This window comes from Desulfocicer niacini (assembly GCF_054657595.1).
This window is the reverse complement of the sequence record NZ_BAAHYK010000060.1, coordinates 1-25624: the sequence shown is the minus strand read 5'-3', so window position 1 is coordinate 25624 and position 25624 is coordinate 1. Positions and strand designations below refer to the sequence as shown.

General features: G+C 45.2%; 19 protein-coding genes. 8 read left to right on the top strand and 11 right to left on the bottom strand.

Going from position 1 to position 25624, the window contains the following annotated elements; translation table 11 throughout:
- Window positions 1–110 precede the first annotated feature (110 nt).
- The 9 genes from ACYQ2M_RS22175 to ACYQ2M_RS22135 form a co-directional block, all read right to left on the bottom strand.
- Complete coding sequence (locus tag ACYQ2M_RS22175) at window positions 111–242, bottom strand: hypothetical protein (RefSeq protein WP_459918580.1); 132 nt, start codon at window positions 240–242, stop codon at window positions 111–113.
- A 152-nt stretch (window positions 243–394) separates the two neighbouring features.
- Entirely contained in the window at window positions 395–1699 is a 1305-nt protein-coding gene (locus tag ACYQ2M_RS22170) for a TRAP transporter large permease (protein WP_459918579.1), read from the bottom strand.
- Window positions 1696–2244, bottom strand: a complete 549-nt coding sequence (locus tag ACYQ2M_RS22165) for a TRAP transporter small permease (protein ID WP_459918578.1) — start codon at window positions 2242–2244, stop codon at window positions 1696–1698. Before ACYQ2M_RS22165 ends, ACYQ2M_RS22170 begins: the two co-directional genes overlap by 4 nt.
- A 386-nt stretch (window positions 2245–2630) precedes the next feature.
- Window positions 2631–3656, bottom strand: a complete 1026-nt coding sequence (gene dctP, locus ACYQ2M_RS22160) for a TRAP transporter substrate-binding protein DctP (RefSeq protein ID WP_459918577.1) — start codon at window positions 3654–3656, stop codon at window positions 2631–2633.
- A 129-nt stretch (window positions 3657–3785) separates the two neighbouring features.
- Window positions 3786–5780 (bottom strand): hydantoinase/oxoprolinase family protein, encoded by a 1995-nt coding sequence (locus tag ACYQ2M_RS22155; RefSeq protein ID WP_459918576.1) that lies wholly within the window; start codon window positions 5778–5780, stop codon window positions 3786–3788.
- A gap of 27 nt (window positions 5781–5807) precedes the next feature.
- A complete protein-coding gene (locus ACYQ2M_RS22150) occupies window positions 5808–6602 on the bottom strand; it encodes a methyltetrahydrofolate cobalamin methyltransferase (protein ID WP_459918575.1) in 795 nt (264 codons plus the stop codon).
- Between the two features lie 121 nt (window positions 6603–6723).
- Window positions 6724–7374, bottom strand: coding sequence for a corrinoid protein (locus ACYQ2M_RS22145; protein ID WP_459918574.1), 651 nt, complete (start codon window positions 7372–7374; stop codon window positions 6724–6726).
- Between the two features lie 19 nt (window positions 7375–7393).
- A complete protein-coding gene (locus ACYQ2M_RS22140) occupies window positions 7394–8806 on the bottom strand; it encodes a trimethylamine methyltransferase family protein (protein ID WP_459918573.1) in 1413 nt (470 codons plus the stop codon).
- Between the two features lie 324 nt (window positions 8807–9130).
- Window positions 9131–10636, bottom strand: a complete 1506-nt coding sequence (locus ACYQ2M_RS22135) for a sigma-54 interaction domain-containing protein (protein ID WP_459918572.1) — start codon at window positions 10634–10636, stop codon at window positions 9131–9133.
- 878 nt (window positions 10637–11514) lie between these two features.
- On the opposite strand from ACYQ2M_RS22135, the gene ACYQ2M_RS22130 reads away from it, so the two are divergent.
- The 8 genes from ACYQ2M_RS22130 to ACYQ2M_RS22095 all read left to right on the top strand — a co-directional run bounded on the left by ACYQ2M_RS22130 (window position 11515) and on the right by ACYQ2M_RS22095 (window position 22199).
- Window positions 11515–13092, top strand: a complete 1578-nt coding sequence (locus tag ACYQ2M_RS22130) for a BCCT family transporter (RefSeq protein ID WP_459918571.1) — start codon at window positions 11515–11517, stop codon at window positions 13090–13092.
- A gap of 78 nt (window positions 13093–13170) precedes the next feature.
- Window positions 13171–13809: a cobalamin B12-binding domain-containing protein gene (locus ACYQ2M_RS22125; RefSeq protein ID WP_459918570.1), complete on the top strand. Its 639-nt coding sequence runs from the start codon at window positions 13171–13173 to the stop codon at window positions 13807–13809.
- Window positions 13810–13846: 37 nt separating this feature from the next.
- The gene (locus ACYQ2M_RS22120) at window positions 13847–15316 is read left to right on the top strand and encodes a trimethylamine methyltransferase family protein (RefSeq protein WP_459918569.1); all 1470 of its coding nucleotides are present in this window, start codon (window positions 13847–13849) and stop codon (window positions 15314–15316) included.
- Between the two features lie 17 nt (window positions 15317–15333).
- The gene (locus ACYQ2M_RS22115; protein WP_459918568.1) at window positions 15334–16839 is read left to right on the top strand and encodes a trimethylamine methyltransferase family protein; all 1506 of its coding nucleotides are present in this window, start codon (window positions 15334–15336) and stop codon (window positions 16837–16839) included.
- Between the two features lie 106 nt (window positions 16840–16945).
- Window positions 16946–18955 (top strand): hydantoinase/oxoprolinase N-terminal domain-containing protein, encoded by a 2010-nt coding sequence (locus ACYQ2M_RS22110; RefSeq protein ID WP_459918567.1) that lies wholly within the window; start codon window positions 16946–16948, stop codon window positions 18953–18955.
- 26 nt (window positions 18956–18981) lie between these two features.
- The gene (locus ACYQ2M_RS22105; protein WP_459918566.1) at window positions 18982–20574 is read left to right on the top strand and encodes a glycine betaine uptake BCCT transporter; all 1593 of its coding nucleotides are present in this window, start codon (window positions 18982–18984) and stop codon (window positions 20572–20574) included.
- A complete protein-coding gene (locus ACYQ2M_RS22100; RefSeq protein ID WP_459918565.1) occupies window positions 20547–21347 on the top strand; it encodes a dihydropteroate synthase in 801 nt (266 codons plus the stop codon). Before ACYQ2M_RS22105 ends, ACYQ2M_RS22100 begins: the two co-directional genes overlap by 28 nt.
- A 165-nt stretch (window positions 21348–21512) precedes the next feature.
- Window positions 21513–22199, top strand: a complete 687-nt coding sequence (locus ACYQ2M_RS22095; RefSeq protein WP_459918564.1) for a hypothetical protein — start codon at window positions 21513–21515, stop codon at window positions 22197–22199.
- Between the two features lie 433 nt (window positions 22200–22632).
- Here the strand turns inward: ACYQ2M_RS22095 and ACYQ2M_RS22090 are convergent, their stop codons facing one another.
- Entirely contained in the window at window positions 22633–24384 is a 1752-nt protein-coding gene (locus tag ACYQ2M_RS22090; protein ID WP_459918563.1) for a sigma-54 interaction domain-containing protein, read from the bottom strand.
- 342 nt (window positions 24385–24726) lie between these two features.
- Window positions 24727–25624 (bottom strand): NAD(P)/FAD-dependent oxidoreductase (locus tag ACYQ2M_RS22085; RefSeq protein ID WP_459918562.1); only part of this gene is annotated, 898 nt, incomplete at its 5' end.

Below are 25624 nucleotides of genomic sequence, written 5' to 3'. Positions count from 1 at the left end.
TTTTATCCCCTTCAAAGCGGGTTAGTACAGGGGCTGCCGGCGCTGTGGCCGCCCATAAACCATGATCTAAATTTTTATCTGTCATTTTTTATTTCCTTTTTTCTTAACTATTACATTTTAAACCACTTTTTTGGACGCATATCAAAATCACGTACAATTTTCTGGGGAAGGGGATTGACCGCTGGCGTATCCATGAGTTCAAGAGTCTTTTTCCGAAGGCGTATCTGAAAGGTGTCGGTCATCGCCGTGTCCGGTGCTTGGACTTTGGTTCGTTGGAATAAAATTCAATGCGTTGCTGGGAATTTCTATGGTCATAAAATGTTTTCCTTTTCAAAAAATTAGGCTTTCCCCTTTTGTATAACGAATTGTGGAGTATGTGGTTTTTTACAATGAATTAAAAATTTCCCAGCACCATTTTGGGCAGCCATAAGGAGATGAATGGAAAATAAGTAACTGCTATTAAAGTCGGTAACCATGCAAAAATTAAAAAAATAAGGGTGGGTCGCAACATGGCAACAGGAGATATTTTTGAAACCTTGGCCCCGAAATATAGTGTTGGTGCTGTCGGTGGTGTAAGAAGTCCCATACCCAGATTTACACCCAGAATAGCAGCAAACTGAACCGGATGGACCCCAAAACTTTCCAGGACCGGAATCAGAATTGGGGCGCAAAGTAAAAGCGCACTGGTATCATCCATGACCATTCCAAGCACTAGCAAAACAATATTGATGCCCAGCAAAATGACGTTTCTGTTATCGGAAAACCCTTTAAGAAATTCGGTTATCATACCGGGCAGGTCTTCCATTATATATATCCGGCTCATCATCATAACGCAGAAAATCAACACCATGACAACCCCGGTGGTGGACGCAGTTTCCACAAAAATATTGTACAATTTTTTTAATGTCAGTCCCTTATAAATAAAAAATCCAACAGGAATGGCGTAAATAACCGCTATGGCCGCCGCTTCCGTGGGGGTAAAAACACCACCGTATATCCCTCCCAGGACTATAAACGGCATTAAAATTGCCGGGATGGCATTGAGGGTTTTTTGTCCGGCAAAAGGAATAAAAGCCCTTCCCTTGGGATGTTCTGCCAGTTTGATGTCGGTATTATTTCTTAATAGAAACATGCTGATGATTGACATGAACAGAACTACCAATAGTCCCGGACCCACCGTGGCCAGAAAGCAGGCCAAAACAGACTGACGACCAGCCCATGCAAATATAATCATGGAGGCGCTTGGAGGTATCAAAAGCCCCAGGGGAGAAGCGCAAGTAATCAAGGCCGCTGAAAAATTTTTAGGGTAACCGTTTTCTTCCAGACGGGGGAGCATAATGGCCCCGATGCAGGAAAGAGTAGCAAAGCAACTGCCAGAGATGGAACCAAACGCAGCGCAGGCCACTATCGATACAACTGCAAGCCCACCTTTAATCTTTCCGACAAAAAGGTCCACAAACTCAACGAGGCATTTGCCAATGCCACTTTTATCCATAATGGCACCCACTGCTATAAAGAGGGGTACACATAAAATCACAATGGAATTGATAATACTATAACCGTAGGGCAGTAGAAAGCTGGTTTTATAACCGAATCCGTATACGAGAAAAAGAGTCGAGGCAAGAAAGGCATATTGGACATACATGCCCATCATTATTAGTACAATCACTAGCCCCAGGGCACCTGCGATAATCGTCATGAGACACCTACCTTTTCAGAATTACCTACCATTCCAGGGTTAGTTGCTGTTTTTAAAGAGTAATAATCCCGTACGCAATAGATGCCCGAATAAAAGGTCATTAAAATAAATCCCGTGAGGATGGCACTCTGCGGGACAAAAAACGGAATTCCCCATGCAGAGGTTATTTGCCAGGTCGTAAAAGAGTGGTAAACTAAGTTAAAGGCAAAATAAGTAAAGATTGTACTGATCAATGTTTCCAGAAAACTGACAATGACTTTCAACACCCTGTTAATATGGTCAGGAAGGATCAAAGCCAGGATTTCGGCTTTAATATGACCTTCCTGTTTCATCCCGTATGCGCTTCCCACAAAATAGAGCCACATGGCTGAAATTAATATGATTTCATCATAACCGAAGAAATCCGTGCTGAAAACATCCCTTGCAATGATCACGCTCCCCAGAATAAGCAGGAGTGCAATATTTGTTATAAACAATATAAAGCGCTGGATTTTACTCAGGATTTTCAGGAATCTGGAATTTAATATTTTTTTAACTCCATTCATAAGTATTCCTCTTTTTTAAAGTTATTTTACCTGAACTCGTGAGTCGTAAGTTCTTATTTTTATACTACATGTATGCTTTTTAAGATGCGTTGCTGTTGTTCTATGTATCGGCAAATTTGAGAACTTATGACTGCTGATTTCCGATTATCGGATTAGGGCTTGGTCACAGTGGGCCACCCGTCACAATTGGTGGGCTAACGGGTCCAACCTTGTGTTGTTGTGCTTTTTACAACTCTCTAGGTGGCAAAACAAACTTAACGATAAGCCCCAATAACGCAAGCATCACCTCACCGCAAAGTGACCCAGGTTGTGACCAAGCCCTCGGATTAATAGTAGAGAAGAAAGTTCCCTATTCTTCGGTGGGGAACTTTCTTCAGGCATCTTCGCTATTTGACGAGGTTTTTAATGTAGTTATCCAGATCGTTAAGAAAGGCTTTTCCGAACAGGTCCGCATATGCTGGCCAGACCTTTGTCCTTAACATATCAGATTGTTTGATTAAAAAAGCTTGATCCCTTAATACGACATTGATTCCGTGTTCTTTCATTTTGCCGATATAGAACTGTTCCATTTCATTTGCCTTTGACAGGGTGCGGATACCCTCTTCCGTTACGGCAGTCTGGAAAATTTTCCGCTGTTCATCGGTAAAAGACTCCCAAGTCTCTTTGTTTATAACAAACCAGCCAGGGGAGGTATGGGCGTTCAATTGAACCCAGTCTTTGACAATATCTTTGCCTACCAGATAGGTGGTTTCTGCAGTCAACCCGGAGGAGCCGTCGATTTGACCGGTTTGAAGAGCACTGAACAATTCAGAAAAAGCCATGGTCAGTGTCTGATATCCCAATTCTTTAAATGCATCTCTCCACAAGGGCATTGCCGGTACACGAATATTGGCGTTTTTGTTTTTAAAATCATTAATGTTTTCAGGCATATTCCCCTTTGAAAATCCAATGCCGGCCAGGGGTTCTGGCCAGGGACCAAGACTGACAAGGCCCACGTCTTTTATGATGGCATCCATTTTTTGAATCAAAGGAGAGTTTTTATCTGAAAAAAAGACCTTCTCAACCATGTCATACCCCGTGGGGGTTAAGCCGGGCAGGTTGACAAGATCCAGTCGAGGGTCATACCGCTTTGTTGGGTAAGTCACTCCGCATTCAATGGTGCCCATGCGAACCTCATCCATTAATTCGTCATATCCACCTAACTGGCCGGAAGGGAATACTTTCATGGTGATAGCCCCATTGGTTTCTTTCTTAACACGGTCAGCTACGGCCTGTATCCCCTGGGTGATGAAACTGTCTTCAGGGTAAAGGGCATAAACTTTCAGTCGTTTGGCAAATGCAGTCCCCCAGCTTATGCCCAGAAAAGCAACCAGTGTTATAAGGATAATGCCTGATTTCAATTTTTTTTCCATGATACGTTTCTCCCTTTTTTGGTTTGTGGTGAATGGAACCCAGTAATTGCCATTTGGTTAATGGCGATTTTTCGTTTTTTTATCTTACGTTTCTTTTGTTCTAAGTCGGAATAACACCATTTAGACAGATTAATCCCACTTTGGTTTCCCGGAAACCGTTACAAAAATTTCCGTGTCCAGAAATTTCTCCTGGTGTTGTCCGGCAGCTAATGTACCCGAGTGATCACTGCAGGTGGTTTCAACTTCGATATTTCCGGCACCAGCCTTCAGTGCAAGATCTATTGTATAGGATTTCATTTGTAATTCTACTTGGTTCTTTGCCGCTTCTAAATCTGGGAAATCCGCAATCCCGTCCGGCAGGTGTGCACGAAAACATTTGCCCCCTGCCATCATTCGGATAACAGCTCGGCTTCGTTGAATAATGCTTGCAGTGGCTGCACCATAGGCATTTGCCACATGGGCATGTTCAGGAATGATCAATTTGGTATTCAATCCCGATGCCACCCGGGGCATATACGCATTCACCGGAGCGCCAATGGCCACCAGCGGTTTTTTTAATTTAAAGGTACAGGCAAGTTCCCCATGGGGCGAATCGTTTAATGCGATGTCGAGAATTGCCGCGGCAGTTGGTTCTTTTTCCCATTGGGGCCGTAGAAAATCATTTACCATTACCTTACTTAAAAGCGTTCTTACCAGGCGTTTGGAAAAAATTTTCACAAGGGCCTCACAAAACGCCATGACACTCATACCTGCCTGTTTTGCGAGGAGATGGGCTCCCAGATTCGAGGCTTCTTTGTTCCATTGATTCATTTGGTCAAGTACATGCAGTGCGTCCGTGGGGGTAAATGCCGAACGCTGCAACAGGCATCTGTTTTCAAGTTGTTCAATGCCTTTCATACTTATGAATCCTTTGCGATCCTGGGTGGCACTTAGCAACGCCAGTGGCGCCTTTTTTATGCTATTAAGCAGTTCCCTTTCCTCTTTTTGGAATCCATCCACCCTTGAAATCCATGACACCATGAACTGTCCTGATTTTTTTCTCCATTTTTCTTCATAAATCTGTCGTTTAAGGTCCGAAATAATTTCAGGATATTTTTTTGCCAGAAGGGATAACGGAATGGCCCGTCGTGGTCCTATACATATATTGCCACGAGCATCGATTTCCACCAAGCTGTCACCACCAAGTCCCACGGTGTGAATATCAACGGCCTCTACCAAGGTTCTTCTGTGACCGATATAAGCCCCCTCGGGCGATATGGCTGGTCGGCCATTCATGAGCAATGCAATGTCCGTTGTGGTTCCCCCCATGTCTGCCACCCATATGTCTTTCTGGCCTGTTAGATGGTAAGCGCCCACGCAGCTTGCTGCCGGTCCTGAAAGGATGGTTTCAATGGGTTTTTGAATTGCCAATTCAGCTGGAACAATACCTCCGTCTCCTTTGACAATCATCAGTGGCCCATGGATGCTGAATTCCTTAAGAGATTTTCTGACGTCTGAAATGAGGGTCTTTAAAAGAGGAATGAGTCTGGCATTGTGAGCCACGGTGATCGCTCTGGTGATGGAGTTCAAGCGGGTTGTCAATTCATGGGCACAGGTCACCGGCAATTGAGTTAATTGTTGCACCCATTTTTTTACACGTAATTCATGATCCGGGTTTCTTATGCCAAAATACCCTGATATCGCAAAAACGTCCACCTTATCCCGTCTCATCTCAATCAGTTTTTTCGCCATTTTTTCGTCGAGGGGGGCAACTTCGTTACCCTGAAGATCATGTCCCCCCGTGAGCCATATGATATCATCGGCAATCATCTCTTTCATGAAGCCTTGCTTTTGCAGTAAATCCCTATTATAGCCAATAAGGATTTCACATACAGATGCGCCATGTCCTTCTGTGATTGCATTGGTGGCAAGGGTGGTTGACAGACAGGTCATGTGGATATTTTCCGGTGGAAATGATTTGGGCATTTCTTTGATACACAGGGAAATGGCGCTTGAGATACCCATAAACAGATTGCCTTTGGTGGTCAAGGACTTGGCCTCTGCGATAATCTTTTGGGTGTTTTGGTCAACAACAACCGCATCCGTATATGTGCCCCCAGTATCAATTCCTAAGGTAAGACCCACGTCTTCAGCTCCTTTAAAATGTTTAAATTACTCAATTAGACCCTTGCGATGGGCTTTTAGATATTTCATGCAGTATTTATCCCTGCCTGCCAGGGCTTCCGCCACAATGATATTTGCCATCATTTTTTTGTCCAGCGGATTCATGATCGCACCATTCAGCCCCTTTGAAATGGCCATGGACATGAAGGTTTGGTTGATGAATTTTCGGTTTGGAAGACCGTAGGAGATATTGGAAAGGCCGCATATGGTATTGATATCTTCAAATTCTGAATGGATTTTTTCCACGGAATTAAGAAATTCCATGCCAAAACTATTTTTAACGGACAGCGGTTGTACCAGGGGGTCTACAAAGATATTATTGATTTTTACGTCGTTTTTTACCAACGCATTTACCAGTCTGCCTGAGATTTCAAGGCGATCTTTCATGGTTTCCGGCATACCTGAATCACTCATGCAAAGCGCCACAACTTTCAAATCGGAACCCTTAAGAATGGGCATGAGATTGTCATACCGATCTTTTTCCATGGAAATTGAATTGATCATGGGGACTCCCCGGTGTATCTCCATCACCGCTTCAATGGCTTTGGGGTCAGGGCTGTCCAGTGTGCATGGTAGGTCAACCGCTTCTTGAACGGTTTGTACCAGCCATTTTAAATATTCAGGCTCCTTGCCCACAAAGGTGCCGGCGTTGACATCAATATAATGTGCGCCTGCCTCTTGCTGGGCACGGGCAAGCATCTGGATGGCATTTTTATCTCTTGCTTCCATGGCAGCTCTTACGGCTTTGCGGCTAGCGTTAATCAGTTCTCCAATAATGTACATTGATTCTCCGAGTATTTAATAGTTATCATGGAATTGAATATCTTATGATCGTCCGGACAGAAAATGTGCTCATGGAAAAGGCCATTAACAGCGATTCTGTCCGGTTACGAGGGGCAAATCCTTAACAAACACCCATTATACGATCGGCTTCCACAACAGCAGATGATGCATCTTCTGCATAACCGTCCGCTTTGATCTGGACTGCCCAGTCCCGGGTTACAGGTGCACCTCCCACCATGACTTTTACTTTTTCACGAATACCGGCTTCTTCAAGAGCCTGGATGACGTCTTTCTGACTTGGCATGGTGGTGGATAAGAGTGATGATAATGCAATGATGTCTGGTGCAAGTTCGTTTACTTTTTCCACAATGGTTGACGTGGAGACATCCTTTCCAAGATCCACAACTTCGTATCCAGAGGCGCCCATGAGTAAAACTACCAGGTTCTTTCCGATGTCATGGACATCTCCTTGGACAGTTGCTACCAGAACAAGGCCTTTTTTTGTGCCTGAACCCTCATTTTTGAGTCTGCCTTCAATTATCTTTAATACATTGGTGGCAATCTCACCACATTGAATCAGTTCCGGTAAAAAGAAAATCTCGTCGGCGAAAAGAGTCCCTACTTTTTTTAAGCTGGCCGTGAGTCCATCATTAATAATAACCAGGGGATCAACGCCAGCATCCAATGCCGTTTCAACATGTTTTAGTACAAGCGCTTCATCCTGATCAATTACACTTTCAATTATTTTATTGAGCATTTCTTCTGTATTCATTGCATTGTCTCCTGGCTTGTTATCTATTAATGATAGCATCTAGTTTTTCGTTAATATTTTCTGGTAACTTCGGTGGTATATAAGATTCCATGGCTTTATAAAAAAAGTTTCTGGCCCGTTTTCGCATGCTTTTCGCCTCGGGATCTTTGTCCAGGGCCAGAAAGCCACGGTCCATTACGTTGGGTAGAAACATCTCTTTTTTGAAGTTATTCCGTGTGTGTTTGGTTCTGACAAAATCACCCCCCGGTCCCACTTCTTTAAATATGGATAGGTCCAGGCTTTCGTCGTTTACTTCAATGCCTCTTTTTACCCTTTTTATCCACTGGGCAATTTCATTGTCAATCACCAGTGTTTCAAGGCTGATGGCATTTTCATCCGCAAAAAGTCCCATGCCCACAATCATGTTTGTGTTGGCAAGGGCCGGTAAAAGCCCGGTTCCCAGTTTTTCCATTCCCAACTGAACATCAATGGATTTTGTATCAGCAAGAATCCCGCCACCGCCGCAGGGAAGTCCATAATATTTGGCCATTTGGCTTGTTCCGATGCGCAGCATGCCAAACTCTGGTCCCCCATGGGAACATGTGGCAGCACGCATGTCCAGGATTCGGGCCCAGGATGCATAGATCAGCGGTACTGCGGGGTTCACGGCCTTGGCCAGGACAAAGCTACTTAACAATTCAGCATTTGCCGTGACAATTGTTGAAGCCAGAGTGGCGGGGGAGGTGCCACCGCACATGGGGCCGGATTCAATAAAAAGTGGAAGCCCATGCTTTGCGCATTCAACAATTAATTCAACGCCATCATTCCTGAAGTGCAGGGGGCTGCTCAGAGTCACCAATGTTGAGAAAAAAGGTTTTTCCTGGAGGGCTTCAAGGCTACCTGCAAATTCCACTGCCATTTCAATGTTTTTCAAGCAGTTTTTCCGGTTCTGGGCTTCTGCAATGAAATGTTTACTGGTATTGGTCAACAATATCTTGGTTTCAATGAGATCCACCGTTTCAGAGGGGACATCGGTGGGAGTTGCCGGAACGAGTATGAAGTCGGGCGGATCCAGTACATCGGACAGTCGAACAATATCTCTAAGATCATCACAGATCACCTGACGATATTCATTGGTTTCAAAATCCAGAACGTTGGTGGCAATTCCCACGGTTCCATAATAAACACGGTCGCCACCGATGATCAACGGTTCACCCCCCTTGCGGTCATAGAGCCTCACAGACGAGGCACACTTGGCAAGGGTTTCATTGATGACATGATTGGGAATTCGAACCAGTTTCTTTGTTCGATCTACCACGGCACCGGCTTTTTCAAAATAGTCCATGGCTTCATCATTTTCGGCAAGTGTTCCAACTTCCCATAACAGCGCACGGGATGCTTGGTCTATATCAAACATCTCGCGATCACTCAATATCGTTGTTTTTGGCTCCATTTTTCAACTCTCCTTATTGGTTTATGGTTGCGTTCGTTGTTTAATACAGCAAAAGCTGTGCCATGTGTTTTCTGTTTGTTAAATAGGCTTTTATATCAATAGGTTATGCGGAGACAATTGATGTTTTTAGGAGGGATGAGAAAGCATAATTTATGGGGCACAATTGCCCTGTTTGAGGAGGGATTGTGTTTAAGATTTTGATATTAAAGGTGTTTTTTTTGTAGGGTGTTCGTGCCCCAAAAAGTACTAAGAATGCCCTTTGATTGATGGGGAGGCTGGAAAGAAGGTATGTATCGCCATGAGGCGATGTTTATGAGTGAGCCCTTAGCTTTTAGGTCTGTGGATATAGTCGAACCTGAACAATCCATGTTTTTTCATTTTATAATTAAGCCGCTGCCTGGAAATACCAAGCTCATTGGCCGCCTTGGTGACATTCCCCCCTGAGCGGATAAGGGCCTGGACCACTGCCGCTTTTTCCTGGCTATCCTGGAGCCGGGTTAAGCTTTGGGCCCCCCCAGCGTCCTGGAAAGCGGTTTTTCCCCCGTCGTCAGATCCGGTAACTGGCTGGTTGGGGCAAACAGGCTGCGCTAATTCGACCAGGGGTCTGGCATCTCCCCTTTCCATGGGCTTCATGCCCGGTGTGACATGTTCAAGTCCTAGGGTGTCCTCCAGGCTGACTACGTTCATGGTGCCTTCGATAAGATGCTCCAGTTCCCGAATATTCCCCGGCCAGTCATATGTGGCGATCAAGTCCCAAAGGTCTTCGGCCACCCATTTGATGCAGGTTCCCAAGCGCTTATTATACTTTTCGATGAAATAGTAGATCAGTGCCGGGAGGCAGCCTCGTCTCTCTCTTAAAGGCGGCAGTTTGATCATGATCACCCCCAGCCTGTAGAAGAGGTCAGCCCTTAATTGACCTTGCTGAATGGCGTCTCTGGGATCCTGACTAACAGACGATATGATTTTAACCTGGATATGAACCAATTGGACAGATCCAAGGCGGCGGACCGTTTTTTCCTGAATGGCCCTGAGCAGTTTCACCTGGAGTCCAGCGGGCATGGACAATAGCTCATCCAAGAAAAGTGTGCCGTTATTGGCCTGCTCAAACAATCCAGGTCTCTCCTGAGCCCCGGTAAACGCGCCTTTGGTGGTCCCAAAAAGCATTCCCTCAAGTAGGTCATGGGGAATGGCACCACAGTTGACCGCCACAAATTTTCCTTTTCGTCTGGGGCTTTGGTTGTGGATGGACTGGGCAAACAATTCTTTACCTGTTCCTGTTTCCCCCTGGAGCATGACAGGGGAAGACGAGTCTGACGCTTTTTGGGCAAAGGTCTTTGCCCTTATAAACTCAGGGCTGGTGCCGACCAGGTCCTCAAATACGTACCGGGTATTGTTGCCCATGTCAGAAAGGCATTCTGATGCCGAAGGGGTGCGCTGTTGTAACTGTTCGTAATCCTTAACAAAACAGATAACTTTATCCAGAGTGCCAACACTGATGAGGGGATAAACACTACTTATGGTGTTGGCTACCTTGCCTGAAACGCTTCGGTAAAGAAAAACCTTATTTTTAATTGCCTGTTTATTCTTAATACACTGCATAATCATGCTGGTGCGGTTGGTCAGTTCATAAATTTCCGTAATTTTTTTACCCAGGGCATCATTAACATCGATATTGTCGATTTTTGATTGGGCCTGGTTATAAAATAAAACCGTGCCATTGCTGTTAGCAATGATCACCCCGTCGTCCATTTGTTCAAAAAGCGAAGTAAAATTAATACTGTCCATATCCGCCGTGGCCAATGAGTGGAAAAACTTATCAGGTTGTTTCATTTCCTCACATCCTTGTTTCGGGCATCAATCGAAATGACTACCCTTATATTGTACCAGACTCTTGTTAGTATCAAAGGCGCACCCCAAAAAGCATGCCCTTTGGTGTAACGAAGAAAACGGACAAAAAACCATATCAGTGAAGATTATTCTTGTCAATACAGCCGTTCAGCTCTCCCCACTGCAATCGGAAAAAGAAGCTACAGGCTAACAATTTAATTTTCAAACACCACCTCAGCCAGTTGGCTTCTGAGATGAATTTCGCTACTCGCAAGCACTCCACGAAAGGATTCTATGCTTGCGCATTCCCACAGCGGTTAAAAGCAAAATATTTTGCTTTTAAATGATATTTTGCTTTTTCCATAGCAAAACTGAAATATTTCTTTCACCCCATCTCCTGTGCCTGTTTGTAATGTAACCCTGAATTGAAAATTACTTATTAGATATCAAGATGTTATGTTTTTTTCGTTTTATCCATGAGAACTGGTATGCAAACTGCAAAGCTATAAACCAGAAAAACCCCGAGTCGGAAATGAGGCCAACCGGCATTTGAGTTAACATCATTTACATAGGATTTAGAACATTGAAACATGCCTTCAACACCAATTTTTTTGATCCTTTTGTTTTTTTAAATTCACCCATTGTCACCGTTTTATTTATTCTCTGGGGTGTTGTTTTGCCTAAGAACATGACCAACGCAGCTTTAGCTCAACCACCACCAAATGGGGTTGATTTTATCTGTCCACCGTATTTTTGCTGTTAGGCGGCTGTTTTGTCTTTATGGGGCAATATATACGGCAGCACGAAGCTGTACCTGAGGGACTATCAGCCTGAATTTAATAATTTTTCCTGGTTTGCTTATACTTTAAGGAAGGATATTCATGAAGAACAGTATTGAACAGCCCAAAAAAGACAGGAGTGTGTTGATTATTTCCATCATCATCGTCTCGCTATTCACTTTAGTTGGGGCTCTTTTCCCGGATAAAACGGGGGTCGTCATCTACGCGCTCAATTCATTTCTTTGCGATGATCTTGGTTGGCTCTATCTTTTAATGGTCGCACTGTTCCTTGTCTTTGGTTTTGGTATTGCCTGTTCCAAATACGGAACGATCCGCCTGGGAAAGGACGACGATAAACCGGAGTTTTCCGATTTCCAGTGGTTCGCATTTTTGTTCGGTGGCGGCATTGGGATTGGGCTTGTCTTCTGGTCTGTCGCGGAACCTATGATGCACTATGCAAGCGGCCCGATGGATGAACCGTATACAGCAGCGGCATTGCAAACGGCAATCCGGATCTGTTTTGCCCATGAAGGCGTTCATTGCTGGGGGTTATTCGCTGTCTGCGGCATGGCCCTGGGCTATTTTCAATACAGAAAAGGGCTGCCCTGCTTGATCAGTTCCGCATTCTATCCATTGATTGGCGATAAAATCTATGGCCCTATTGGTAAAAGCATTGATATCATCGCCGTATTCGCCACCGTTTTCGGTATTTCCACCAGCTTAGGCCTGGGTTCCATGCAGATTGCAAGTGGTATCAGCTATGTCTGGGGTATTAATACCACAAGCATAACAACCGCATTCATCATAGCGATCATTACCGCCATATTCACCTTGGCCACCGTTTCCGGGTTGCATCGTTGGATGGCAAAGATCGTTAACTGGAAAACCTGGCTTTCACTTGGCTTTATGATTTTTATCCTCATCTTTGGCGGTACCGTATACATCATGCAAACCATGGTCGATACCTTCGGTGCCTATCTCAGCAAGTTTGTCATGCAGACTTTCTGGTATGGAAACCCTAAATGGCTCAGTAGTTGGACTGTATTTTACTGGGCTTGGTGGATTGCCTGGGCACCGTTTTGCGGTCAGTTTTTTGCCCGCGTTTCTAAAGGGAGGACAATTCGTCAGATGTTTTTTGGTGGGACTTTTCTGCCTGCCGGTTTCTCATTCCTCTGGATCACCATTTATGCAGGGGCTGGTTTTCACGTCGATGCCGCCACAAAGGGACTTATTTCCACCGCAGTGAATACCGACTATACCACCGCATTATATGCTTTGCTGCAGCAATTGCCGCTTTACCAGATCACGGCGCCCCTGGCTCTGTTCCTCGTTGTCATCTGTTTCGTTGGTGCCGCCGACTCCGCCACCTTGGCTTTGCCTATGTTTACAGGGGGAGGAGACTTAAATCCTTCAAAAAAATCGAGGGCATTCTGGGGCGTGGCTGAAGGCGCTGTTACCATCGTTCTGATACTAATCGGAGGTCAAAGTGCACTAAAAGTACTACAAACAGCTTCCGTGGCTTCAGCTTTTCCCTTTATGTTCATTATGCTCTTCATGTGTATCGGTCTTTGGAAGGCATTGAAAGAAGAATTCCATCCAAAAATTACAGAAAATTCAACCACATTTAATTGTCAGTTGCGGGAAAAAAATAAAATGGAAGAGGCGGAGATCACCAACTGAGATTCGTAAACAAATAACCTAAAAAAGCTCAATAAGCTAACAACCAATTATTCAGATTAACCAAGGAGGATCTACATTATGGTAACCATTGAAGATCTTGGAAAATTCATCATCACCGGTAAAAAAGGCAAAGTAAAGGGAATCTGCGAGTACCTGTTAAAAGAAGGCATCGATCCTTTGGAAATCATCAACAAAGGATTGATCGGCGGCATGGTGGAAGTTGGTGTCCGTTTTAAAGCAAATACGATGTTTATCCCTGAAGTCATGATGTCCGCAGAAGCCATGGCTGCCGGTACGGAAATCGTAAAGCCTTTCATCAAAGTGGGAGACATGCCCTCAAACGGTACTGTTGTACTCGGCACGGTCAAAGGTGATTTACACAACATCGGCAAAAATCTCGTTTCTATGATGATGGAAAGCGTCGGTTTCACTGTAATCAACGCCGGCGTCGACAACTCACCCGAAACCCTTGTGGACCTAATCAAAAAGGAGAAGCCTGACGTTTTGGGCATGTCTGCACTGTTGACCACGACGATGTTGCATATGAAAGATACCATCGAATTACTCAAAGAAGAAGGCCTCCGCAACGATGTGAAAGTAATTATCGGTGGCGCTCCCGTTTCCCAGGATTTTGCCGACGAAATCGGTGCCGACGGATTTTCTCCCGATGCCGCTTCCGCCGCCGACCTTTGCAAAAAACTCCTGGGCATCGCTTGAACGAAAGAAAACTCAGAAACGGAAAGGAGGAATCATTTTGTTTACTACAAAAAGTTTATATACAAAAGCTGGATTTGAGGTCAATCAGTCCATCCAATGGCGCATGCTCAGTGATGACCAGTGCGAAGAAATTGTCATGAACGCCATGGAATTGTTGGAAAGAACGGGTGTGGACATAATAAATGAGAAAGCCCGCGGCATCTGTGCAGCCGGCGGCTGCTGGGTAGAAGGAAATCGTGTCCGCATTCCTTCCGTTAAAACGGAATGGGCCTTAAGAAGTGCTCCCTCAAGAGTCACCGTCTGCAACCGCAGCGGCAAAAGAGCCATGCGACTGGAAAGCAACAATGTCCATTTCGGACCCGGATTCGGTAACGGTATGACCATTGACGTCTTAAGTGGTGAAACGAAACCTACCACAAAGCAAGACGTGGTGAATGTTGCTAAAATTTGCGATGGTCTGCCCCATATCGATTTTCTCATGAACAACGGTATCCCCACCGACGTAAAAGAGAACGTCGCCGAACTTCATTCCTTTGAAGCCATGGTCACATATTCGGAAAAACCCATCGTACAAGAAGTCAAAAATGTCAAACAGGCCAAGGCCGTCATTGATATGGCCGCTGCCGTGGCCGGCAACCTGAAAAACCTGCAAAAAAATCCCTTCTTGATGCTTTATGTTCATAATAATGAAGCGCTGGTAGAAACGGATGAAGTTGCGGACGTCCTGATGCTGGCTGCAGAAAACAACATTCCCGTCATCTGCGCCAATAATCTGGTGACCGGCCTGACGGCACCGAAAGAAAGCGCCGCCGCCCTGGTGGTGGCTATTGCCAACGCCCTTGGTGCTCTTGTTTTATCTCAGCTGACCAAGGAAGGAGCGCCTTTTATTACCGGCAGTTTTTTTTCGTTCAATGATACGGACAACGACGTGATTCCATACGGTGCACCGGAAACCAGCTTACTCGGCACCGGTATGGCCAACATTCTCCGTTTTCTGAGAATTCCCAGCTTCTCCTTTGCCGGTGGTAGCGATGCTAAAATCAGCGATGCCCAAATGGGTTTGGAAGCTAGTTTTTCGATTCTCCATGCCGGCCTCGCCGGCACAAGCATGGTATACGGCGCGGGACAGTTGGAAAGCGGTCTCTTAAGCAGTCCTTATCTTGTCGTTATGGCAGAAGAAGTGATGGGCATGACCAGAAGGATCATGCGTGGTGTGGAAATGGATGAAGACCGGCTCTGCCGAGGTGTCATCGACGATGTCCAGCCAGGTGGTCATTATCTAGGTTCTCCCCATACCCAGTACTATTTCAAAGCGGAACAGTTCTGGCCGACATTGATGAATCGCACCAGAATTGACGACTGGATCGCGGCTGGTTCAAAAACATTGGGCGACAGAAGCATCAAAAAGGCCCAGGATCTCCTGAACTATTATCAGGGGAATGGTTTGGACGACGATACCGTTGCGCAACTCAGTGCTATCCTAATCGAAGCCGAAAAGAATCTGTGAAAAGGAGGACGAGAAGTATGAGAACAAATTATAAAGCAAATGCCAGCGTCAAAATGAACGTCTTTTCCGAAGCACAATGCGAGGAGTTGGTTTTTGCCGCGGAAGAAGCAATGTGGCGCACAGGCACGGATTTTTACGATCCGGAATCCATTGGAATTCTCAAGAAAGCCGGCTGCTGGGTAGATGGCACGCGCGTCCGGATTCCTGCTCATATTACTGAGCGGGCTCTGCGGTCCTGCCAGAAGCATGTCGTCTTATGCAATAGCAGAACGGGAGCCAGGGAACTTTTCCTGGAAGGCGGAAATTCCTACTTCGGCTCCGGCCCCTGCACTCCCTTTACGAGGAATCCCTACACGGGAGAACGTCACCGTGCAACCCGTCAAAGTGTCGGCTGGGCCACAAAGGTATTGGATGCACTTCCCAATATTGATTATGCGATGTCTTTGGGTATCGTTCAGGATGTGCCGCTACTGATTTCTGATCGCCATGAGTTCGAGCAACAGATCCTCAACACGGAAAAACCGATCATCACCGTCTGCGTCGACCAATGGGGTCAGGATGACTGCATTAAAATGGCGGAAATCATTGCCGGTGGGGAAGAAGAATTACGCAGAAATCCCTTTATCTGTTTATATGCAGAACCGATTTCTCCCGGTGTTCACTGCATTGAAGCTGCACAGAAACTCGTCACCGGAGCGAAAAAAGGCTTGCCAACGATCTACACGCCTTGCATCATGGCCGGCGGTACCGCACCCGCAACGATGGCTGGGGTAATGATTCAGGGGTTATGCGAAAGCTTAAGCGGTCTCGTCTTAAGTCAATGCGCCAGAGAAGGTGCACCCTTCATCATGGGCGGTGTTTACACCATCCTTGATATGGGTACTACCATCTTCTCCTATGGCGCCCCGGAATTGCACCTGCTTCTTGCCGGCCTCGCCGATGTGGCCCATCATCTCAAAATTCCGATGTTCGGCACCTGCGGCTGCACCGATACATGCATCATCGACGAACAGGCTGGCGTAGAAGCCGCACTTTCCGTGGCCATGACCAATATGTCCGGCGCCAACATTAACCATGATATCGGTTATTCCGAATACGGCACCACCTCTAACCTTGACCTCGTTGTCATCTCCGATGAAGTCTTGGGTATGGCCCGCCGTCTGACCGCCGGTATCGAAGTAACAGATCTAACGATGAATCTTGATCTCATCGAAGAGATCGGCCCTGGCGGCCGATACGATCAAATCAAAGATGGTGATGCCTTTGATGATTTTGGTGATTTTGGTGATGATGATGACTATGTTCCCAAAAATTCCAGAGTCAATTATAAGAATCGCCTGGTAAACAGGGAAGCACGGAAACTTTGGGAAAAATCCGGAAGCAAGACATTGACGCAAGTAGCAAATCAAAAAGTCCGCGACATCATTGAAGGTCATGAACCGGTGCCGCTGCCCAAAGATATCGCCGCAAAAATTCGAGATGTGGTCGAAAATGCTGTTGGTCATATGCCTGGTGAAGGCTGATTTTTTATGTATCAACAAAAGTAATGCATAAAATCTGACCACTATATACGGGGCTGTTCCTCATAAAACAGCCCCGAAATTTTTCATAATGAGGGAGAAAAATTAAATGTCTTTCGTACTTGGAATTGATACCGGCGGCACCTATACGGACGGCATCATCATGAGCCGTACAAATAAAAAGATTATTGCCAAAGCAAAGGCGCTGACAACCCGTTACGATCTAAGCGTTGGTATCAGAAATTGCATCAACGATATTGATTTTAATGAATTTTCTGATATCAGTGTCGTTTCCCTGTCAACAACTTTAGCAACCAATGCCATCGTAGAAGGACGCGGTTGTGAGGTCGGTCTTCTGATGATCGGTTTTCAACCCGATCGAGATCTGCCCGTTAAAGAAATCAGGGTTGTCTCAGGGGGGCATAACATCAAAGGCATAGAAAAATCTCCGCTGGATATTGAAAAAACCAGAGCAGCCATTGAGAGTTTCCGCGGGGAAGTCGACGCAATAGCCATTTCCGGTTATCTCAGTGTCCGCAATCCGGAACATGAATTGCAGGCCCAGAAAATGGTAAAAGAAATTTTGGATCTGCCGGTGGTCTGCGCCCATCACTTGACCAGATCCCTCGGTTTCCACGAACGAACCATCACTGCCATCTTGAACGCTCGACTGATTCCCATCATCAAGGAATTGATGATTTCCGTAAAATGCGTACTCAAAGAGAAGAAAATCGACGCATCCATTATGATCGTCAAAGGCGACGGTTCCCTCATGGGGGAGGCCCAGGCAGAAGACAAACCGATCGAAACCTTATTGTCCGGCCCGGCTTCCAGTATTATCGGAGCGACGTTTTTAAGCGGCATTGATGACGCTCTGATTCTGGATATGGGAGGAACCACCACGGATATTGCCATTATCCGCAATAAAATCCCCCGCATTGATGAGGAAGGTGCCAAAGTCGGCGGCTTTTTGACCCGGGTGGAAGCAGCCGCCATCAACACTTACGGACTCGGCGGCGACAGCTATATTCAACTCAATATGCAAAGAAAACTGCAGATCGGTCCTCAAAGAGTCTGGCCGATCTCCGTGATTTCAGCAGAATATCCCTATCTTGTGAACGAATTGAAAGGCATCGAAATTCCTTATACTTATCTTCTGCTCTATTCTCAGATTACCGATTGCTTCATGATTCTCAACGAAAAGAAAACCAACAATTACACCGAAAAAGAACGACGTGTTTTAGAGGAACTGAAGGATGGCCCGCACAGTTTGCTTTACCTATCAAAAAACATGGAGGAACAACTAAATCTATTTGATTTAGATCGCTTGGTGAATATTGGAACTTTGGGCAGAATTTCTGTAACACCAACCGATATTTTACACGCCACCGGGGAATATACGCAATGGAACGCGGAAGGCGCGACCACCGCCATCTCTTTACTTGCGCAACGCTTTCATATGGGGTATGACCAATTCATAAATTTCGCCAGCGACGGTATTGTCGATGAATTATGTTATTCCTGTATTCAAAGCTTATGTTATAATGAAAATTTAAACTTTGTACTAAAAGAAAGTGAAATTGGTACTTTTTTTATCAACAAACAGCTGCATCCTGATGAAAAATCCATGCTTTGCTGTACGATCCGGCCAAACGTTCCCGTAATTGGTGTCGGTGCACCAGTAAAAGCCTGGCTTCCCCGTATGGCAAAAAGGCTCAATGCACAGCTGATCATTCCAGAACATCAAGAAGTGGCCAACGCCATCGGCTCCGCCGCCGGAAAAATTATAGAATCGGTGAAAATCCTCATCAATCCGGGAGAATTCGGCAAAGGTTTTGCACTCCATTCCTCCTGGGAAATGAAACAGTTCAAAGAATTGGAGGAGGCTGTTGCTTACGGGAAGGCCTTTGCCTCAAAAAAGGCGAAAGAAGCCGCATTGAACGATGGCGCAGTCCATGTCGATCTGACGGTCGAACATAAAGATGTCTACGCCGCGGCAAATATGATCGAAAAAGATATCTATATTGAGTCGCGGATTGAAGTCATCGCAACGGAAACGCCGGAATGGGAGAGAAGTGAAAAAAAAGAAAAATTCTTTGTAGACGCTAGAGATAGTTGATCTCACAAAAGAAGAGAGGAGAGGACATGAGCCAAAAGAGAGAAGGAAACATGAGCCATGCGATCGATTGGAAAGTTTTTGGTATCGGAGGAGGGGTTTGCGTTTTTTTCATTCTACTTACCTTGCTCTGGCCCAAGGAAGCCGCAGCCGTATTCAACGCATTACTAGGTTTCTTTTGTATAAAATTCGGCTGGTTATATTTGTTGGTGGTTACTTTTTTTGTTTCTTTTCTACTATGGCTTTGTATCAGTAAATACGGCAAAATCCGCCTCAGTAAAGATCATGAAAAACCGGAGTATTCAACATTAAGTTGGATTTCCATGCTGTTTGCCGCAGGCATGGGCATTGGACTTGTCTTTTGGAGTGTGGCGGAACCAATCAGCCATTATATGAATCCTCCCCATGGGACGGGAAAAACCATGGAAGCGGCACAAACAGCGATGTTCTACTCCTTTTTACACTGGGGATTTCACCCTTGGGCTTGTTTTGGCGTGGTTGGCTTGCCGCTTGCTTATTTCCAGTTCCGTAAAAATAAGCCTGCCTTGTTGAGTTCCTGTTTCATTCCTTTAATCGGGGAAAAGAGAGCCGAGGGGGTGATCGGCAATACCATCAACATCCTGGCGGTATTCGCCACCGTGTTCGGGCTTGCCACTTCCCTTGGTTTTGGTGTCATGCAGATCAACAGTGGCCTCAACTATGTCTTCGGTATCCCGTATTCCATACCAATAATGCTTTTGATCATTTTCATCACCACAGTTTTGTTCCTCACGTCTTCCATCAGCGGCATCCGGCGGGGTATCCGCATATTGAGCGACGCCAATATGATTTTAGCTTCGATTTTGCTGATTTGCGTGATATGCTGCGGACCAACTTTATTCCTGCTTAACTTTTTTGTGCAAACCATCGGTACTTATTTCGGCGGATTGTTAGCTTCCAGTCTGTGGACGGACGCCTTTCAAACCAATAAAGGCTGGCTCAACAGCTGGACAATATTTTACTGGGCCTGGTGGATTTCCTGGGGGCCTTTTGTCGGAGCCTTTATTGCCCGAATCTCTAAAGGGCGCACGATTCGGGAGTTTATCATCGCCACCATGGTGGCGCCGGTCCTATTAAGTTTTATCTTCATTGGCGCCATGGGTGGCACTGCGATTCATTTAGAACTCAGCGGCAATCACGCGGTCTCTGCTGCAGTTAATGAAAACGTAGCTTACGCGCTTTTTGCCCTGTTCCAGCAAATGCCTTGTCCCCATCTATTCTCCATTATCGCCATTGCCTTGATCATGATTTTTTTTATTACCTCTGCAGATTCTTCTGTCTTCGTCTGTTCGATGATGACTTCCTACGGCATGCAGGATCCCCCTCGCGCCTTGCGTTTTTTCTGGGGTATGGCGGAATCCAGTGTAGCCATCGTATTATTGATCGCAGGGGGACTATCATCACTACGGACAGCGTCCATCGTAGTAGCATTTCCCTTTATGATCATCTGCGTATTGATGCTCATCTCCTTTACAAAAGAGCTAAAACGAGAGGGCATTGACTCACGAGCTGACAATAAATATTCATTATTAACAAAACCTAAGGAGAGTTCAGTATGTTTGAAATCATCGGAGAAAGAATAAATACTTCCAGGAAAATGGTTCTGGCCGCGGTTGCCGAAAAGAACGCAGACTATATCATAGATGATGTAAGAAAGCAGCAGGAGGCAGGTGCAAATTATATTGATGTGAACGCCGGTGCTCGCATCGGACATGAAAAAGAGGACATGCGCTGGCTGCTTGATACCATCCAGCCGGTCTTAAATATCCCTTTGACTTTAGACAGTCCGGACCCGGCCATTCTTGAAATGGCTTTTTCTATGGTGGAAAAAACTCCCATGATAAATTCCATTTCACTTGAAAAAGACCGGTTTGACTCCATGATGCCGTTTCTGGACGGAAAGGACTGCAAGGTTATTGCACTTTGCATGAATGATGCAGGCATGCCAGACTCAAGCGAGGATCTTCTGAATCGGGCAGGCACCCTTATAACCGAGCTTAACGGCGTTGGAATCCCCACGGCCAATATTTATGTAGATCCCCTGATCCAGCCCATTTCTACGGACACCAATAAAGGCATGATGGTTCTTGATGCAGTACGTGCCATAAAAGCCAAATTCCCTCAAGTCCATATTACCGGCGGGCTGTCCAATATCTCCTATGGACTGCCCCAGAGGCATATGATTAACCGGACCTTTGTCACCCTGATGATGAATGCGGGCATGGACTCGGCTATTATTGACCCTCTGGACAAAAAGATCGTGTCGTCCATCTGGACAGCAGACATGCTTCTTGGCAATGACACTTTTTGCATGGAATATCTTAAGAGAGTCCGCTCAGGCGCGATTGAATCTTAGAGACCGGGTGGGAATAATTGCCTTGATTTTGTACCGGATTTTTGTTTATCATTAAGGCTTGACGAGCCTGGGATACGTCCCAGGCTCTGTCCGTAAAGTACGGGCAAAAAAATTTTGCATGGATACCGGCGTCTACTACTCAAAATACGATTGGGAAACAAGTAAATGAAACCGATTGTTTTAAACAATATACCGTTTAAACCCAACCTGACCTATTTATATAAACACCTCCATGTACCCGATCGTCCGGAGGCAAGGAAAGCTTTTGACGGTTTGGCTGCTGAGGCTGCGGAAATAGCCCGACCTAAGGCACTCTATGGCCTGGCTGCTGTTGAGAAACATGGAGAGGATTATATTATTGTGGAAAATATTCGTTTTGAGAGCCGTGTCCTATCCGTTAATGTAAAATCATTAAATCGTATATTTCCTTTTGTTGCCACATGCGGTGTTGAACTGATGCAATGGGCTGATAGCCTATCATCTGATATGCTAAAAAAATATTATGCCGATGCATTTAAACTGGCTGCATTACGTGCGGTAACACACCGCCTCGAAACAGAAATCAAGAAGCAGTTTGACACAGGTCAAATTTCCCAGATGAGCCCTGGCTCCCTGTCAGACTGGCCCATAGACCAGCAACGTCCTTTATTCGATCTTCTTGGTGAAACACAAAGTACTGTGGGTGTAGGCTTAAAATCCAGCATGCTGATGATACCTGATAAATCAGAATCGGGATTTTATTTCCAAAATGATAGTGGGTTTGCCAGTTGCCAGTTATGCCCTGTAAATAATTGTCCCTCACGAAAAGCCCCTTTTGCCGAAAATTTGTATGGTCAAAAATACAAAAAGTAGGATGGTAAGGATTTATGGCGATTTTTTCATCTATTTTGCCTCTTCCTGGGCACGCAGATCCTTTCTTAAGTTTTTTTATACCGATGGTTGGTTGGATCTACTATGTCTGAGATAAAATTTATAAAGCGTTTGTTGGATCTGAGCATTATGGTTTTTAGAGATCCCATACTGTATAGACCTTTTTTTCATTGGCGCCAGCTTCCTTGAGATGTTGCCGTCACGATGTTCTACCTTTCGGTAGTGTTTAAAAGTGGAAACATTTTGCCGTAACGTATTTTTAATAAGTCTTGCCGGTTTTCTTATTGTGCCAGGGCTTATATGAAGGGCACGATTCCATGGCGGAGAGAATATGGACAAGTCCGGGATGATCTCCTCGCTTGTTAATAATTGTTTCAAAACCTTTTTGGTTCTGGCTTGTCCAGGTTAGGTTTGATTACTCGGGAATCAATGTTTCCAGAGTTTTTATTTTTCGATAGAGGGTTTTACGATCAATATTCAGGAAATCCGCCGTTTTCCCACGATTCCACTGATGTTTTTCCAGGGCAGTTAAAATTACTTTTTTTTCAAATTGGGCCACAATATCATTTAATCCTTTGGGGGGTATGTTAATGAGCGTTTCATCATCAGATTTGCTCAAGGTTTTTTCAACATTAAAACGTTCATTGGTGAAATTTCTTTTTCCCAGAGACATGTAACGATATATTGAATTTTGAAGTTCTCTGATATTGCCCGGCCATTCATATTTCATAAAGCTATCCACCAAATCAATGGGAATAGTTACTTCTTTTGAAAATTTTTTTGAGAAGAGCTCTGTGAAGTGCTCAATTAGCAATGGAATGTCTTCTTTGCGTTCTCTCAGGGGGGGCATATATATGGGAAAAATATGAATACGATAATAGAAATCTTCACGCATTTTTTTGTTATTGACAGCTTCCACTAAATCGCGATTCGTTGCCGCAATAATACGAAAATCAGAGGTTTTTATCTGGTTACTTCCAACGGGGATATACCCTTTGCTTTCAATGGCTCTCAATAACTTGACCTGCATGTTCAGGCTCATTTCTCCAAGTTCATCCAGGAAAAGAGATCCTCCGTTAGCTCTATCCAGGTAACCCATGGAGCCGGTTACTGCACCTCCCGTAAATGCCCCTTTTTTGTAACCGAAAAATTCGCTTTCAATAAGGTTTTCATTGATAGCTCCACAGTTAACGGCAACAAAGGGGCGGGTTCTTCTATCGCTTAATTCATGTATGCACTGAGCAACCAATTCTTTGCCGGTACCGGATTCTCCATAAATGATCACATGGACGTCATTTGAAGATGCCTTCAATATCAAGTCATAAATGTTTTGCATTGCAGCGCTTTTGCCCACAAGGTTTCCCAGTTTGTAACGATTTTTAGTGGCAAATTTTAGTTTTGTGTTCTCTTTACGTAAATCCAGTTCTGCTTGTTTTTGTTCTGTGATATTTGTTATAAATCCTTCAAGGGCAATGAGTTTTTCGCTATTGGAAAAAAGCCCTACACCCTGCTCCCAGACCCAAATGATTTCTCCTGAAGCTTTTTTTATTCGGTAGATGAAACTGTAGGAACGTTTTTCTTCCAGTGCGGTGTTTAGGCAATTAATCAGGTTGCTCCGATCATCTGGGTGGATAAGGCGTTGAAAAGAGGTAGAGCCTTTACCGATTAACTCCGATGGCTTATATCCCAAAAGAGGGTAACACCCTTCACTGGCAAACTCCATGGTATGGGTTTCATCTGCTTTGCAGCGGTATACCATTCCCGGCAGATTCCCCATGAGCGTCTGGAGTTTTCGTTCGCTTTCTTTCAGGAGTAGTTCAGCTGTTTTGGTTTTTGTAATATCAGTGCATAGCGTTAATTTAGATACGGATCCATCGGGGTTATAGACGGGTGATGACATATAGAGGTACCATCTGCCTGTTTTCGGATTTTTATATTCCCATCGGGTGGTTTCGTCCTTGAAGACATCCTGATCTTTGCACCAGGGACATATTTCATCCAATCCGTGTAATGCCTTAAAGCAATATTGCCCGGTTATATCCAGCCCTATCTTGTCAATAACCTGGTTGTTAACATATTCTATGATGTTTTCAGATGAGCAGACATAGGTAAATCCCTCAAAAGCACCTACAATGGCATTAAAATAATTTATTTGGAATTCATTCATTTTTGGATTTTTCCACTATTATCAATGTTTACTTGATCACAACCCTGCTCATTTGCGAATCGGGTTCGCCTTATTGGGGTTTTTGTTTCTTCATAGCATAAAAATTCTTAGAAGAATAGTTTGGGGCTATGTTCAGAAAATCGAATTATGATATTTAATGGAATTGAGTACTTTGATTTGGCGCTTTCACTCAATGCGAGTTGAGTTCATAGCGTGTCATGCAGCAGTGGTATTGCCTGAAAATTATAATTGGAATGGACGGCAGGTTTTGTTTGGTTGATGAGGGGCACGTAAGCCCATATCACCACTCCGGAAATGGTGTGGTGATATAGACCAAGAAGATTAAATTCGACGCTGGGCCGTATGATAAAGTCGGGCGCCGGTTTCATAAAAGAGGCCCCGGAGGTTTCTCATGAAAATGGGCTTTTCCTTCTGCAGGGGCAGGGCGATATCTTTTTTATCAGCTTCCCCCAGTACCACCTGTGCCATGAGTTTACCAAAAACCGTTCCAGGACCGATGCCCCTGCCGTTGTAGCTTGTCACAGTGATAAAGCTTTCGTCGGGCATGTGAAATCGGGGAATATGATCCGTGGTCATGGCAATTCGTCCGCCCCAGGCATATTCCAGTTCCGTGGCGGGGATTTCAGGAAAGACCTTTTTGATGCTTCGCATGGCCCAGGCCTCGTGGGTACCGTAGCCGCCATTGATCACCTGGCCCACACTGCCCACGATGAAGCGGTTGGCATCATCAAATCGGTAGGAGGAGAGAATCAGAGCCGTATCCCAGGCCGCATGCCCTTCACACAATATCTTTTTACGAATGTCATTGGAAAGGGGTTTGGTGGCAAACTGGAAATAATTAAAGGGAATCAGGGCGTTTATCTTATCTTTAAATGCCTGTTCGGGGTATCCTTGAACAGCCAGAATAACAGACTTTGCCCTGACGGTTCCCCCCGGTGTGGTGAGTATCCATCGGCCATTTTCTTTTTTAAGGCCTGTCACCGGTGAGTTGTCAAAGAGCTTGGCTCCGGCTGCCAGGGCCGCATCGGCAAGTCCACGGACATAGGCAAGGGGCTGCACCGTTCCGGCCCTTTCATCCAGGAGAGCTCCGTGAAATTTGGTGCTTCCGGTTTTTTTAGCCGTTTCTTCCTGGCTGAGAAGTGTTACTGGGGCACCGCGTTTTTGCCATTGGGCTTCTCTCTGCTCCAGGGCCTTCAGGCCTGCAGGGGAGTGACCACAA

Bases quoted from the DNA above. Each gene is read 5' to 3' on its own strand.
- ACYQ2M_RS22175 (WP_459918580.1), bottom strand. From the start codon at position 242: ATGACCGACACCTTTCAGATACGCCTTCGGAAAAAGACTCTTGAACTC.
- ACYQ2M_RS22170 (WP_459918579.1), bottom strand. From the start codon at position 1,699: ATGACGATTATCGCAGGTGCCCTGGGGCTAGTGATTGTACTAATAATG.
- ACYQ2M_RS22165 (WP_459918578.1), bottom strand. From the start codon at position 2,244: ATGAATGGAGTTAAAAAAATATTAAATTCCAGATTCCTGAAAATCCTG.
- dctP (WP_459918577.1), bottom strand. From the start codon at position 3,656: ATGGAAAAAAAATTGAAATCAGGCATTATCCTTATAACACTGGTTGCT.
- ACYQ2M_RS22150 (WP_459918575.1), bottom strand. From the start codon at position 6,602: ATGTACATTATTGGAGAACTGATTAACGCTAGCCGCAAAGCCGTAAGA.
- ACYQ2M_RS22145 (WP_459918574.1), bottom strand. From the start codon at position 7,374: ATGAATACAGAAGAAATGCTCAATAAAATAATTGAAAGTGTAATTGAT.
- ACYQ2M_RS22140 (WP_459918573.1), bottom strand. From the start codon at position 8,806: ATGGAGCCAAAAACAACGATATTGAGTGATCGCGAGATGTTTGATATA.
- ACYQ2M_RS22135 (WP_459918572.1), bottom strand. From the start codon at position 10,636: ATGAAACAACCTGATAAGTTTTTCCACTCATTGGCCACGGCGGATATG.
- ACYQ2M_RS22130 (WP_459918571.1), top strand. From the start codon at position 11,515: ATGAAGAACAGTATTGAACAGCCCAAAAAAGACAGGAGTGTGTTGATT.
- ACYQ2M_RS22125 (WP_459918570.1), top strand. From the start codon at position 13,171: ATGGTAACCATTGAAGATCTTGGAAAATTCATCATCACCGGTAAAAAA.
- ACYQ2M_RS22115 (WP_459918568.1), top strand. From the start codon at position 15,334: ATGAGAACAAATTATAAAGCAAATGCCAGCGTCAAAATGAACGTCTTT.
- ACYQ2M_RS22110 (WP_459918567.1), top strand. From the start codon at position 16,946: ATGTCTTTCGTACTTGGAATTGATACCGGCGGCACCTATACGGACGGC.
- ACYQ2M_RS22105 (WP_459918566.1), top strand. From the start codon at position 18,982: ATGAGCCAAAAGAGAGAAGGAAACATGAGCCATGCGATCGATTGGAAA.
- ACYQ2M_RS22100 (WP_459918565.1), top strand. From the start codon at position 20,547: ATGTTTGAAATCATCGGAGAAAGAATAAATACTTCCAGGAAAATGGTT.
- ACYQ2M_RS22095 (WP_459918564.1), top strand. From the start codon at position 21,513: ATGAAACCGATTGTTTTAAACAATATACCGTTTAAACCCAACCTGACC.
- ACYQ2M_RS22090 (WP_459918563.1), bottom strand. From the start codon at position 24,384: ATGAATGAATTCCAAATAAATTATTTTAATGCCATTGTAGGTGCTTTT.